The sequence below is a fragment of the Bifidobacterium sp. ESL0690 genome, from assembly GCF_029392315.1.
In the GTDB taxonomy this organism is placed as follows: domain Bacteria; phylum Actinomycetota; class Actinomycetes; order Actinomycetales; family Bifidobacteriaceae; genus Bifidobacterium.
Window position 1 is genome coordinate 525577 of sequence record NZ_CP113939.1, and the last position, 13359, is coordinate 538935.

The 13359-nt window shown below is 58.5% G+C and carries 10 protein-coding genes; 9 read left to right on the forward strand and 1 reads right to left on the reverse strand.

Annotated features, from left to right (window positions below; translation table 11 throughout):
- The first annotated feature begins 40 nt into the window (after positions 1-40).
- The 9 genes from OZX62_RS02005 (at position 41) to OZX62_RS02045 (ending at position 12465) form a co-directional block, all read left to right on the forward strand.
- Positions 41-2374 (forward strand): transglycosylase domain-containing protein, encoded by a 2334-nt coding sequence (locus OZX62_RS02005; protein ID WP_277176383.1) that lies wholly within the window; start codon positions 41-43, stop codon positions 2372-2374.
- Positions 2375-2623: 249 nt separating this feature from the next.
- Entirely contained in the window at positions 2624-3439 is an 816-nt protein-coding gene (locus OZX62_RS02010; RefSeq protein ID WP_277158749.1) for a DeoR/GlpR family DNA-binding transcription regulator, read from the forward strand.
- 36 nt (positions 3440-3475) lie between these two features.
- On the forward strand, positions 3476-4729 hold the full coding sequence (gene galT / locus OZX62_RS02015) for a galactose-1-phosphate uridylyltransferase (RefSeq protein WP_277176384.1): 1254 nt from the start codon (positions 3476-3478) through the stop codon (positions 4727-4729).
- Positions 4730-4860: 131 nt separating this feature from the next.
- Positions 4861-6126, forward strand: coding sequence for a galactokinase (gene galK, locus OZX62_RS02020; RefSeq protein WP_277176996.1), 1266 nt, complete (start codon positions 4861-4863; stop codon positions 6124-6126).
- A gap of 273 nt (positions 6127-6399) precedes the next feature.
- A complete protein-coding gene (locus OZX62_RS02025) occupies positions 6400-7575 on the forward strand; it encodes a thiolase family protein (protein ID WP_277176385.1) in 1176 nt (391 codons plus the stop codon).
- Between the two features lie 66 nt (positions 7576-7641).
- The gene (locus tag OZX62_RS02030; RefSeq protein WP_277176386.1) at positions 7642-9042 is read left to right on the forward strand and encodes a hydroxymethylglutaryl-CoA reductase; all 1401 of its coding nucleotides are present in this window, start codon (positions 7642-7644) and stop codon (positions 9040-9042) included.
- Positions 9043-9283: 241 nt separating this feature from the next.
- The gene (locus OZX62_RS02035) at positions 9284-10480 is read left to right on the forward strand and encodes a hydroxymethylglutaryl-CoA synthase (protein WP_277176387.1); all 1197 of its coding nucleotides are present in this window, start codon (positions 9284-9286) and stop codon (positions 10478-10480) included.
- A 331-nt stretch (positions 10481-10811) separates the two neighbouring features.
- A complete protein-coding gene (locus tag OZX62_RS02040) occupies positions 10812-11084 on the forward strand; it encodes an ACT domain-containing protein (RefSeq protein ID WP_277176388.1) in 273 nt (90 codons plus the stop codon).
- Positions 11085-11100: 16 nt separating this feature from the next.
- Complete coding sequence (locus OZX62_RS02045) at positions 11101-12465, forward strand: PFL family protein (RefSeq protein WP_277176389.1); 1365 nt, start codon at positions 11101-11103, stop codon at positions 12463-12465.
- 234 nt (positions 12466-12699) lie between these two features.
- Here OZX62_RS02045 and OZX62_RS02050 read toward each other — a convergent pair whose 3' ends face one another.
- The gene (locus OZX62_RS02050) at positions 12700-13359 is read right to left on the reverse strand and encodes a tRNA (cytidine(34)-2'-O)-methyltransferase (protein ID WP_277176390.1); all 660 of its coding nucleotides are present in this window, start codon (positions 13357-13359) and stop codon (positions 12700-12702) included.

Here is a 13359-nt window from a genome sequence, read left to right on the forward strand (position 1 = left end):
ATCGGCCGTTTCGGTAGAGGCGATATCCTAGAATGACACCATGCCTCAAATGAAGAACAACCTCACCGCGCGGCGCGTGATTGCACTGCTTCTGACCTATGTCACCCTTTGTATCGCCGGTGGCGTGGTCGGCGGGATGTTCTTCGTACCCGGCGTGCTCGGCCTCAACGGCGTCGCCCGCACCATCGCACCGTCGCTGAAGACGGAAAACATCGATTTCGACGTCACCAGCCTGCCGCAGAAATCCACCATCTACGCTTCCGACGGCAAAACCGTCATCGCTTCCTTCTACGCGCAGAACCGCACCGTGGTGCCGCTGCGTCAGGTCTCGCAGCCCATGCAGCAGGCCGTGGTCGCCCGTGAGGACCGCCGTTTCTTCGAACATGCCGGCGTGGATATGCAAGGCGTGCTTCGTGCGTTCATTCAGACGTTCATCAAGCATGGCGATACCCAGGGTGGTTCCTCGCTGACACAGCAGTATGTCAAGAATGTGCTGCTTATCGAGGCGAAGGAAAAGAACGACCCGATCGCCGAATACCACGCTTCCGAAGACACCATCGCCCGCAAGATACGCGAGATGCTTATCGCGGTTCAGATGGAGAAGCAGTATAGCAAGCCCGAGATTCTGCAGGGCTACCTCAACATCGCGCAGTTCGGACGCAACAACCTTTATGGCGTCGAGACCGCAGCGAAGCGTTACTTCAACGTTTCCGCGGCCGACCTCAACGTCGGGCAGGCCGCCACCATCGCGGCCATCACCAAGAACCCGGCCAAGTATGATCCCTCCGTTCCCGAAAATCAGCCCGAGGCCCAGAAACAGCGCAACATCGTGCTCGACCTGATGCTGCAGCAGCATTTCATCTCGCAGGGCGACCACGACAAATACCGTGCCGAGCCGATCGCGAGCACGCTGAACCTGCAGGATAATTCCACGCAGATCGGCTGCCAGGTCGCCGGTGACGCAGGATTCTTCTGCGATTACGCCACCAAGCAGATCCTCAATTCCAAGGAATTCGGCAAGACCGAGGCCGACCGCAACAAACTGCTCAACGAAGGCGGACTCAACATCTACACCACGATGGACGTGCACGCCAATGCCGACGCGATGCAGGCGGCGCGCGACACCATTCCGGTCGACGATCCCAGCGGCTTCGAGGTCACCATCGCGGCCATCAAACCCGGCACCGGGGAAGTGCTCGGGTTCGGCATCAACCGCGTATACGACCCGACGGATGCGGCCCGTTCCGACCCGACACATACCTCCGTCAACTACGCCGTGGATGAGAAGGACGGCGGTGGCGGCGGTTGGGGCGTCGGCTCCACTTGGAAGCCCATCAATCTGGTGGCGTGGATGCAGTCTGGCAAATCCATTACCCAGCCTTTGCGCCTGAGCAGCTACTATCCGGTCGGTTCGTTCCGCTGCACCAACTACGGCGGGCAGCCTTACGGCTGGAGCGTGCACAACTCCGAAGGCGGCACGGCCAGCGTGGAGTCCCCGCTTCAGGGCCTCATCCGCTCGCACAACACCACGCAGGCCGGCATGGCCCAGCAAATAGGATTGTGCCCCATTGGCGAGGCCGCGAAAGCAGTCGGCTACCACAACGCTTCGGGCGACCCGGACCCGTCCACGCGTAAATCGCTGGAACGTTTCAATGGTTCGATGACAATCGGTTCGGTGGCGGCCTCGCCGCTGACGATGGCCAACGTCTACGGCACCCTGGGTGCCAATGGCGTTCAATGCACTCCTATCGCATTGAAGAAGGTCGTCAACAAGGCCGGCAAGTCCATCAAGGTGCCTTCGGCCAACTGCCATCAGGCCATCGAGCCCGGCATTGCGCAGACCGTCGCCTACGCGATGAACCAAGGCGTGGTCCAGCCCGGAGGCGAGGCGGCCACCACCCAGCTTGACGGTGGGCGCAAGACCTTCGCCAAAACAGGCACCAACGAGGACACGTATATGACCACCGGTGGCTTCTCGCCCAACCAGGTCGCCTCGTTCGTTTCCGTGAACAACGCGGAGGTGCCGATTTCCTTCACCGGCAAGACCATCAATCACAAGTCCTACGGCCAGTGGTACGGCATGTATATCGCCACCCCGGCATGGAAGGACTTCATGAACAGGTACCTTGCCGATATCCAGGCACCTGTCGACAACAGTTACGGCAACCCGGACCCGAAGTATACGGGCGGCGCGAGCATACCTGCCACCAACGGCCAGTCCGCCACCCCCAATTTCTATAACAACGGGCAGGGGACCCAGCAGCAACAACCGCAGACCCAGACCCAGCAGCCTCAGGTCCAGCAGCAACAGCTACCACAAGGCAATGTCACCACGCAGCCGCAGCGGTGGGCTCAGACGAATGGCGGGCAGTGAGCCTGAACGTTTGTGGCATGCGAGCTTGACCGGATATTTTGGGATATCTGCCGGATATGCGTTGATATTGCCGCTGGCTTTGGAATTGGCAATTGCAATTCGTAATCTTTGAGGCCGTTCGTAATATATCGCTCTGTGGTGGATTTTATTCAAAAATACTGAAATGTTGAGATTTTGCGATGTCAAAATGTTCGGTTTTGGTATACCTACCAAGTGAAACGCTCAAGTGGGTTTGTTTGATGCGCATATTTGTGCGATAATGTTCATATGATTTCGTCACAGCGTCAGCATTTGATTTTAAGCAGGCTCCGTACCCGAGGTGCAGTGCGCATCACCGCGCTTTCCAAGGAGCTCGGTGTCTCGGCCATGACGGTGCGTCGCGATATCGCCGACTTGGCCGACAAAGGCCTGTTGAAGCGGGTCCACGGCGGGGCGGTGACCACGAGCACGCTTTTGAGCGAGCCGTTGTTCTCGGTGAAATCCCAAATGGACATCGGGCTCAAGGACTCGATCGCTCAGGAAGCCGTCAAGTACGTTTCGCCAGGTGATGTGATTGCCATCGGCGGCGGCACAACGTCATATATCTTTGCGCAACATCTGCTGGAAAGCCAGCGTGCGAGCAATATCACCATCCTCACCAACTCCATACCCGTGGCGGAACTGGTGCAGGCCCTGGAATCAAAAGACGTCGAGGTCATCGTCACCGGCGGCGTGATCACCCGTTCGAACTCCTTGGTCGGCCCGATTTCCGACAAGGTCATCGAATCGCTGCGCGTCAATACCGTATTCCTCGGAACCCATTCTGTCTCGATACCGCGCGGGTTCCTCATGCCCAACTCGCTCGAGGCCGCAACTGACATGGCCATGATGGACATCGCCGACAGGACCATCATCCTGACCGACCATACCAAGTGGAGCTGCACCTCGCTTTCCCTGTTCGCCCGCTTCGACCAGGTTGACACCCTCATCACCGATGATGGGCTCGACCCGACGTCGGCCGAGGAAACGCGCAAGCTGGTCAACCATCTGGTCTTGACCAAGGGGCCGGGGCAGGTCGAGGACTGAACGTCGAAAATCAAAAACCTACGCAAAGGAACAGCAATGAAGCAGCAGGAATTCAAGTATTATCGCCCCGGAAAATATGCGTCTGAGCATATCCGCATCACGCCGACGAAGCTGGCGGACGGACGTGATTTCTTCTATCTTGACGACGATCCCGAATACGTTTCCGGCGCCAAAACCCGCGAGTTGACCGACCCGCGCCCACTGGTCGATCGCTTTGCCCCGCATCGCGATGCTGACGGCAATGAGGTGCCGTACGCCGAGCCGATTATGCGCCGCGATCCGCTGACAGGTGACTGGATTCCGATGGCGGCGGCCCGCATGAACCGGCCGATCACCGCCGGACCGGGGGCCACGGCCAAGGGCAATCCGCTTGCCGCCCGCAAGCCCGGCGACCCGTATCAGGACGGGGAAGTGCCCGACACCGATTACGACGTGGTCATTTTCGAAAACCGTTTCCCCTCGATGGTGCAGGTGCCCGGCGTGCCGAACGTGGTCACCGACGTCGACGGCAACCCGTTGTGGGAGCAAAGGCCAGCGGCAGGACGTTGCGAGGTCATCTGCTTCGACCCGAACGAAAACGGTCTGCCTGCGGACTTGCCGGTTTCGCGCTTGCGTACCGTTGTGGAGGCGTGGGCCTTCCGCACCGCCGAAATCTCGCATATCGACGGCATCGAACAGATCTTCCCCTTCGAAAATCACGGTGCGGAAATCGGCGTTTCGCTGGCGCACCCGCATGGTCAGGTCTATTGCTATCCGTTCATTCCCCCGAAGATGGAAACCGAACTCAAGCACACGCAGGCCTACCACGAGAAGACTGGCGGCAACCTGCTGCGCGACATCATGAATGACGAGCTTGAAGCCGGAACGCGCGTGGTGATGCGTAATTCCAGCTGGGTCGCCTATGTTCCGGCCGCCGCCCGCTGGCCTTTGGAGGTCCAGGTGGCTCCGGTGCGTGACGTGCTGACCATCGACGAGCTCAACGATCAGGAACGCTGGGACCTGGCTTCGATGTATTCGCATCTGCTGCGTCGTGGCAATGCCTTCTTCGATAAGGGCGACGGCAAGGGTATGGATCTGCCGTATATTTCGGCTTGGCATCAGGCGCCGATTCACGACAAGCGCCGTGAGAGCTACCGCCTCAACCTGCAGTTCTTCTCGTTCCGTCGCGCCGTCAACAAGATCAAGTATCTGGCCGGTTCCGAATCGGGCATGGCCGCATGGGTTTCCGACACTACGCCGGAACGCATCGCCGCTCGCTTCCACGAGCTCGGACCGATCGACATCGACTGATTGTGTTGCTGCGTTATATCGTTAGCGCCGTTATCTTTCGTTGGTATTGTTGGCGCCGTTAACGTTATTGCCCGCGTTACCCACTGTTATCGTCAGCAAATTCATTTCATGGAGGAAATCAGATGACCAGTATCAGAGACGTCCAATACCTGGAGCCGCTTGGCACCAAGGACGCGGTCGGCGAAGTCGCCGAACTTTTCGTCGACACGTTCGGCGAGGCCCCGGCCGGCGTGTGGTCGGCGCCCGGACGCGTGAACCTCATCGGCGAACATACCGATTACAACGCCGGACTTTGCCTGCCCATTGCCTTGCCGCACCGCACGTTCATCGCCGTCGCGCCGAAAGAAAGCGGCGTAGTGCGTGTCGTTTCCAGTTTCGGCGACCGCAAGCCGATAACCGCTGACCTCGATGGGCTCAAAGCCCGTGACGTGGACGGCTGGGCCGCCTACCCGATCGGGGTGGCTTGGGCGTTGCGCGAGGCCGGATTTGATGCGGTCAAAGGCTTCGATGCCGCGTTCGTCTCCTGCGTGCCGGTCGGCGGTGGGCTGAGCTCGTCGGCCGCGATGACCTGCTCCACGGCGCTCGCACTCGACGATATTTACGGGCTTGGTTTCGGCGGTAGCGACGAAGGCCGCGTCACGCTGATTCAAGCCGCGATGAAGGCCGAAAACGACATGGCTGGAGCCTCCACCGGCGGTCTTGACCAGAACGCTTCCATGCGTTGCACCCCCAACCATGCGCTGCTGCTGGATTGTCGGCCTGAACTCGACGCGCTGCACAGCGTCTCGCAGCAGCCGTTCGATTTGGATTCGCTGGGTCTTGAGCTGCTTGTGGTCGATACGCAGGCCAATCACCAACTCAACGACGGTCAGTACGAGGCGCGACGCAGCATGTGCGAGGACGCCGCGAAGATGCTCGGTGTTGAAAATCTGCGTGTTGTCGCCGATCGGATTTCGCAAAGCGCCGGGGATGATACCGATGCCGCACAAGCCGCGCTGCAGGATGTGCTCGATAAGCTACCGGACGAGACGATGAAAAAGCGCGTACATCACGTCGTCACCGAAATCTGGCGTGTGCCGGAGTTTGTGAAGGCGTTCGCGGCCGGAGATGTCAAAGAGGCCGGGCGTCTGTTCAACGCCTCCCATGACTCGCTTGCCAAGGACTATGAGGTCACCGTTCCCGAGCTGGACGTGGCGGTTGACGTTGCGCGTAAGCACGGTGCGTACGGCGCTCGCATGACCGGCGGCGGATTTGGTGGCTCCATCATCGCGCTGGTCGACAAGGGTCAGGGGCGCTCGGTGGCGCAGGCCATCGCCGACGAATTCGCTCATCAGGGCTTCTGTGCCCCGCGCGCTTTGGCGGCCGTTGCTTCCGATTCCGCACATAAAGAGGCGTAAATACGATAATAAAAATGAAATTGTAATGATATTGCAAGTTCAGGGCGCCAATCATCTAACAATATGATGAAATCGCGTCGAAGTTGTGATGAACTTGCGATATCGGTAAAGGGGCTGTGAACGCTGGTGGAGATAGCGTCACAGCCCTTTTGTGTCCTTGCGATTCTCGCTTAATCTGGCAAGCGCTAGGAGGATTGTGCTTATGCGCATGTTGGATTTTGGCTGTGGTCGGTTTGACGGTTCGGTGAACTTTGAATGTATTGGAACCGCGCGATGAGCGGGGCGCAGGTTCGTGACGACGATGTGGTCATCGCCGCTTCGTGGCGTACCGGAACCGGGAAGTTCCGTGGTGCGTTGAGCGGCATGAGCGCTGTGGATATGGCGACCGACTTGGCCAAACGGGGATTGCAGCGTTCCGGCTTGTCTGCCGAAATCTTCGACCAGGTGATTCTGGGCAATGTGCTCACTACTGGCTCCAAACAGAACGTTGCGCGGCAGGTTCAGCTTGGCGCGGGCATGCCGATTACCGGCACGGCCATGACGATCAACCAGGTTTGCGGCTCCGGGCTCAAGGCCATTCGCTTGGCCCAAAGTGCCATTGCGATGGGCGACGCGAACGTGGTCTTGGCCGGAGGTACCGAAAGCATGTCGAATGCGACAGCCTTCGCGCGACGTACCGGAAAAAACGAGTTCGATTTTGATCATTGGCGCGACACCTTGCATCACGACGCGCTCAACGATGCATTCGGTGATTACGCCATGGGGGTTACCGCCGAAAACCTTGCCAAGCGTTTCGGTGTGAGGCGTGAGGCTTTGGACCGGTATGCGGTCGATTCGCAACGCAAGGCCGATGCGGCTTGGAATGCGGGCTATTTCGATGACGAAGTGCTGCCGGTCGGCGGGCTCGAGCGCGACGAGACGATGCGGCCGGGAACGAGCATGGAAGGACTTTCCAAACTCAAGCCCGTCTACGAATCCGAAGGTATAGTCACCGCAGGTAATACATCTCCGTTGAGTGACGGAGCCGCCCTGATAGTGGTCACCACGGCTGGAAAAGCGCGCGAACTTGGCCTTAAGGCGCAGGCGGTGATTCGCGGGTACGCCGAGGTTGGATATCGGCCCGACCAGATGGGTTACGCCACGATTCCTGCCATCAGGAAAGTTCTGGAACGCTGCCGGCAGAAGGTCGCCGACATTGATCTGTACGAAGTCAACGAGGCGTTTGCCACCCAGGCGTGGCTGACCCGCGAGCAGCTGGGCATCGACCCGGCCCGATACAACATTTCCGGCGGGGCGCTCGCGCTCGGGCACGCGCTGGGGGCGTCAGGCGCGAGAATATTGACTACGCTCGTTCATAACCTGCGCCGAACGGGCAAGGCGCTCGGCGTCGCGGCACTGTGCGTCGGCGGCGGGCAGGGTGTGGCCATGGAAGTGGAGAGCATACGATGACGAAGTTCTATGGTCGAGCCCCGGTTCACCGTTGGCTTGGACTGCGTTTGGAAGTGGGGATTTACAATGACGAAATTCTATGAGCTTTCCACGAGTGAGCGGCTGGCGGAGCTTCGGAGCGAAGGTGCCATTAATGACGACGACCTGCGTGTGCTGACCGACGAACCGGCGTTGCCGACTGACGTCGCTGCCAATATGGTGGAGAACCAGATTGGCAATTTTCCTGTACCGCTTGGCTTGGCCGACCATTTTGTGATAGATGGCGAGGCGCTACGGGTGCCGATGGCCGTCGAGGAACCGTCGGTGATCGCCGCCGCCGGCAATGCCGCGCACCGCATCGCCCGTACCGGCGGCTTCCATACTTCGGTGCATCGCGATGGCATCATCGCTCAGATTGTATTTACAAAAAATGATTCCTCGTCTCTTTCGGGTCGGCAAGGTGGGTGTGAGCCTGCAAGAGAATTAACGCCGGTTCATGATGCCAGTGAAGACGACGAGGATTCCTTGGCAAGTGGACTGCAAAGCCGCCATTCCTCACCATTCGATAACGATGGCCTTACGGCTTTCGTGCGCGAGCATGAAGCGGAAATCCGCAAGGTCGCGCGTGACGCGCATCCCAGCTTGGAGACGCATGGGGGAGGGCTGCGTAAGGTCAGTGTTTTCAGGAGAGCCGAGGGATTTGCCGAAATCGACCTGCTGATCGACCCGGGCGACGCGATGGGCGCGAACGTGGTCAACACCATCGCCGAAGCGGTTGCAAAGTATTGTGCTGATCAGCTTGATGGGCTTGATTTGTTGATGGCGATACTTTCCAACAATACGGAAAACCAGCGTGCACAATCGGAGGTGCGTATCGATTTCGATAACCTGCCAACCCGCGACATGGAGGGCGGACAAGTTGCGCGTCGTATCGTTGCCGCGGCTCGTTTCGCCGAAATCTCGCCATTGCGTGTGGCTACACACAACAAAGGCATCATGAATGGCATCAACGCGGTGGTGCTTGCCACCGGCAATGACACGAGAAACATTAACGCCGCTGCTTACGCCGACCTCAACGAACAGCGCCGAACGTGGACGGAATGGGCCATCGATGAGGAACGTCGCCAGCTGGTCGGCCGCATCGATATTCCGTTGCCATTGGGCAGTGTCGGCGGTGCGATGTCGACGCTGCCGATGGCGAAACTCAGCCTCAAGCTGCTGCAAAACCCGGATGCCGAGCGGCTGATGGGCATCGTCGCCAGTGTCGGCCTTGCCTCTAACCTTTCGGCGATGCGGGAGCTGGTGACGCGCGGCATTCAGGAAGGCCATATGAACCTGCAGTTCAAAAGCCTGGCGATGTCTGCCGGAGCCAACCCGGATGAACTGGAGCAGGTGGTTGCGGGACTTCGTGCCGATCCGTCTAATGCCAACTTGGAAACCGCTCAACGACTGCTGGCTCAACAGCGCCACGGCTCGCAACCATGCTAAGAAATCGATATGGAGCCGTCCCAATCCGCAAAATGCATGTTGCTGCTGGTAAACGGACTTTGCGGACGTTTAAGGTGCCGTTTTCCTGCATTACTGTTGCGGTTCCTCGGTTTGCTGCAGGTAAACGGATTCTAGGGCTGAGTGAGGTGCCGTTTCCCAGCACTACAGTCAGGACGACATAAATGAGACTTGTGGATACAAATGTAAGGGATAGCGAAAAATGAGACAGGAGCGATACGAAATGCGAGAAACCAACAAAGCCGACAGCGTCAAGGTCGGCATTGACAAAATCAACTTCTATACGCCCAACCATTACCTTGATCTGGTCGATTTGGCGCAGGCCCGCGGTGTGGATCCGAACAAATACTTGATCGGCATCGGGCAGAGCAGGATGTCGGTCGCCGCGCTCGATCAGGACATCGTCGCCCTGGCCGCCAACGCCGCCGAACCCATGCTGACAGAGGCCGATAGGCAGGGAATCGGCCTGTTGATTGTCGCCACCGAAAGTGGCATCGACCAATCCAAGGCGGCGGCGTTGTTCGTGCAGGACCTGCTGAAACTCACCGGCAATCTCCGCGCCATCGAAATCAAGGAAGCCTGCTACGGTGCGACCGCCGGCATCCAGCTTGCCTGCGATTACGTGCGCAGCCATCCCGACAGCAAAGCTCTCGTCATTGCCTCCGACATCGCGCGTTACGGCCTCGATACGCCCGGCGAGGTGACGCAGGGAGCGGGTGCGGTGGCGATGCTCGTCACCCGCGATCCGGCCATCCTCGCCATCGAACCGGAATCGCTGTACGAAAGCCGTAGTACCGGCGATTTTTGGAGACCGAATTATTCGACCGTCGCCTTCGCGCGCGGCAAGTTTTCGGAGGAAGTCTATGTCGGCATGTTCGGCGAAATTTGGGACAAGGCGCAGCAGCAGGGCATGGCCAATCCCGAAAACCTGCAGGCGTTGCTCTTCCATATCCCGTTCTCAAAAATGGGCCGTAAGGGCTTGCGAACGTTGGGTAATGGCAAAATCGACGAAGCCGATTACGCGTGCCTGACCGAGCGCTTCGAGCGGAGCATCGTCTATGGCAAAGAGGTCGGCAACATTTACACCGGCTCGATCTATCTCGCCTTGCTTTCGCTGCTCGAAAATGATAACAGCCTCAACCCCGGCGACCGCATCGGCCTCTATTCATATGGTTCAGGCTCCGTCGCCGAACTCTATTTCGGCACGCTGCAGCTTGGTTTCCGCGAACGTCTGGATGTAGAGGGTCATCGCGCCTTGCTCGACAATCGCGAGCGTCTGAGCATGAGCGAATACGAGGCGATGTTCAGTGCCGAACTCGTGACCGACGGCTCCGAACAAGACCTTGGCCGCAGTGACCCTGCCGCCAGCGCACCGCACTATCTCGCCGGAATCAAGGACCACGAACGGCAGTATCGCTGAAATTGAAACGAAGGCGTGGCGGTATCATTGCGATTATCGGTCTGTGATAGCTAATTCTGAAGTGATGGGTATTTGAAGTTTGGGATTCACAATACTTGAGCAAATGCGGAATTGACGGTGTTGTACGGGTGTTTCCGCTTACCCCGTAGGTTTCTGACGGGTACTCGATTCGCATCTCGATTGGTTATGGGAGTCCCGATAACCGATATATTTCGTTATTTGTTATTATTCCGGACGCCTTCGCCTTTGCTGCCCGTCCTTCATTTATACTGATGATGGTATGGCGGGCGTTTGCCATCGGCGGTTTCACACATCGGGTTAAGGGGTTTCCATGGATAAAGCGGTCATCACGGTGGTCGGGCAGGATACAGTCGGCATCATTGCGCAGGTCTGCACCTATCTTTCGCAGCATAAGGTCAACGTTCTCGACATCTCGCAGACCATCATCGAGGGGTTCTTCAACATGATGATGATCGTCGATTATGGTAAATCCGACGAGGAATTCTCGGCGTTGGTCGACGGTCTTGAGGCGCTCGGCGACAAGATCGGTGTGCGCATCCGCTGCCAGCGCGAGGAAATCTTCACGCGTATGCACCGGGTCTGAGCGCGAGGGGTTAGCAATGCTGAATATTATGGAGGTCCACGAGACCAATCAGATGATCGAGCAGGAAAAGCTCGACGTACGTACCATCACTATGGGTATTTCGCTGCTCGATTGCGCCGCGAGCGATGTTGACGTGGTTTGCGACAACATTTACAACAAGATTACCGACAAAGCACGCGACCTGGTGAAGGTCGGCAAGGCCATCGAGCGCGACTTCGGCATTCCGATCGTCAACAAGCGCATCACCGTCACCCCGATTGCGCTGGTAGGTGCGAGCTCTTGCAAGTCGCCGGCCGATTTCGTCAAAATCGCACAAGCGCTCGACCGTGCGGCCAAAAAGGTCGGTGTCGACCTCATCGGCGGCTATACGGCGCTGGTCTCCAAGTCGATGACACCCGCCGAACGCATGCTGATTGAGTCGATTCCGCAGGCGTTATCACAAACCGATATCGTCTGCTCGTCGGTCAACGTCGGTTCCACCAAAACCGGCATCGATATGGACGCCGTCGAACTGCTTGGTCATGTTGTCAAAGACACCGCCTACGCCACCCGGGAGATCGACAGCTACGGCTGTGTGAAATTCGTGGCTTTTTGCAACGCTCCCGACGACAACCCGTTTATGGCCGGTGGTTTCCACGGCGTCACCGAAGGTGATGTGGTGATCAACGTCGGCGTCTCCGGGCCTGGCGTGGTTTCGCGTGCGCTGGATGCGGCTAAGGGCAAGGATTTCGAATTTCTATGCGAGACCATCAAACGCACCGCTTTCAAGATTACCCGCGTCGGCCAGCTAGTCGCGCAGGAGGCCTCGAAGCGGCTCGGCGTGCCCTTTGGCATCATTGATCTCTCGCTGGCGCCTACAGCAGCCGTCGGCGATTCGGTGGGCGAAGTGCTGGAGAAAATCGGCCTCGATCAGGTCGGCGCTCCCGGCACGACCGCGGCGCTCGCGATGCTCAACGACCAGGTCAAGAAGGGCGGCATCATGGCGTCCTCTTATGTCGGCGGGCTTTCCGGCGCGTTCATCCCCGTCTCGGAAGACAAGAACATGATTGATGCGGCGGCGTCGGGTTGCCTCACCATCGAAAAGCTCGAGGCGATGACCTGCGTCTGCTCGGTCGGTCTTGACATGATTGCGATTCCCGGCGAGACCACCGCTTCCACGATTTCCGGCATCATTGCCGATGAAGCCGCCATCGGCATGGTCAACCAGAAAACCACCGCCGTTCGCGTTATTCCGGTTTGCGGCAAAGGCGTCGGCGAAGTGGCCAATTTCGGCGGCCTCATGGGCTACGCTCCGATTATCCCGGTCAACCAGACCTCCTGCGAGGCCTTCGTGACCCGCGGCGGCCGCATCCCCGCGCCAATCCACAGCTTCAAGAACTGAGTGTTGTCAAGGGGATATAAGTATTAAGTACTGCGATTGATAAGATTGGGCCGCTGAATATAATCAGCGGCCCAACTCCGTAATATGAGAGGACGAAAAAATAATAAAAACGCCCTACCGGTGAAGCCCAACGGAGCGAAGCTTTGAAGACCCGGGCTGATGCCCCGAAGCGAACCGGCTTCAACCGACATTTTCAACATATCACAACGTTGGTTGGTTCTCAAACTTGTATTTTTATTCCCCGCCTTTGAAACCAAGCTGACGCCAGGCCTCATAGATGGCGATCGAGGCGCAGTTGGTGAGGTTGAGCGAACGCAAAGACGGACGCATCGGCAAGCGCACCTGCTCGGCGACGTGCGGGCCGGCCATGATGTCCATCGGGTCGGGGATGTTGCCCGGCTCGGGGCCGAACAGCAAAATGTCGTCCGGGCGGTATTGCACGTCCGTGTAAAGCTTGGTGGCGTGCGCGGTGAAGGCGATGATGCGCGAGTTGGGCATGGACTTCACCAAGTCGTCGAAGTCGGGGTGCAGCACGACGTGGGCCATGTCGTGGTAATCGAGGCCGGCGCGACGCAGCTTCGTGTCTTTGAGGTTGAAGCCGAGCGGCTCGATCAGATGCAGAATCGTCCCAGTCACGGCGCACAGGCGAATGGCTGAGCCGGTGTTGCCGGGGATGCGGGGAGAGTAGTAGCACAGGTGCGGTGTCACCGTCTTGGCCTCGCTGGCGTCCTTGGCGCTCATCATCGCGTCGACCACGCTGATCGGGTTGCCGTGTGCGTCGGTCACCAGTTCGTCCGGCCCGTAGTTGGACTTGCGGTAGCCGTATTCATACATGTCGGTGACTTTGTTCTCTGGATTTCCGGCGTTCCCCGCCGTTTGCTCTTCATCTGTCAT

Bases quoted from the DNA above. Each gene is read 5' to 3' on its own strand.
- OZX62_RS02005 (WP_277176383.1), top strand. From the start codon at position 41: ATGCCTCAAATGAAGAACAACCTCACCGCGCGGCGCGTGATTGCACTG.
- galT (WP_277176384.1), top strand. From the start codon at position 3,476: ATGAAGCAGCAGGAATTCAAGTATTATCGCCCCGGAAAATATGCGTCT.
- OZX62_RS02025 (WP_277176385.1), top strand. From the start codon at position 6,400: ATGAGCGGGGCGCAGGTTCGTGACGACGATGTGGTCATCGCCGCTTCG.
- OZX62_RS02030 (WP_277176386.1), top strand. From the start codon at position 7,642: ATGACGAAATTCTATGAGCTTTCCACGAGTGAGCGGCTGGCGGAGCTT.
- OZX62_RS02035 (WP_277176387.1), top strand. From the start codon at position 9,284: ATGCGAGAAACCAACAAAGCCGACAGCGTCAAGGTCGGCATTGACAAA.
- OZX62_RS02040 (WP_277176388.1), top strand. From the start codon at position 10,812: ATGGATAAAGCGGTCATCACGGTGGTCGGGCAGGATACAGTCGGCATC.
- OZX62_RS02045 (WP_277176389.1), top strand. From the start codon at position 11,101: ATGCTGAATATTATGGAGGTCCACGAGACCAATCAGATGATCGAGCAG.
- OZX62_RS02050 (WP_277176390.1), bottom strand. From the start codon at position 13,359: ATGACAGATGAAGAGCAAACGGCGGGGAACGCCGGAAATCCAGAGAAC.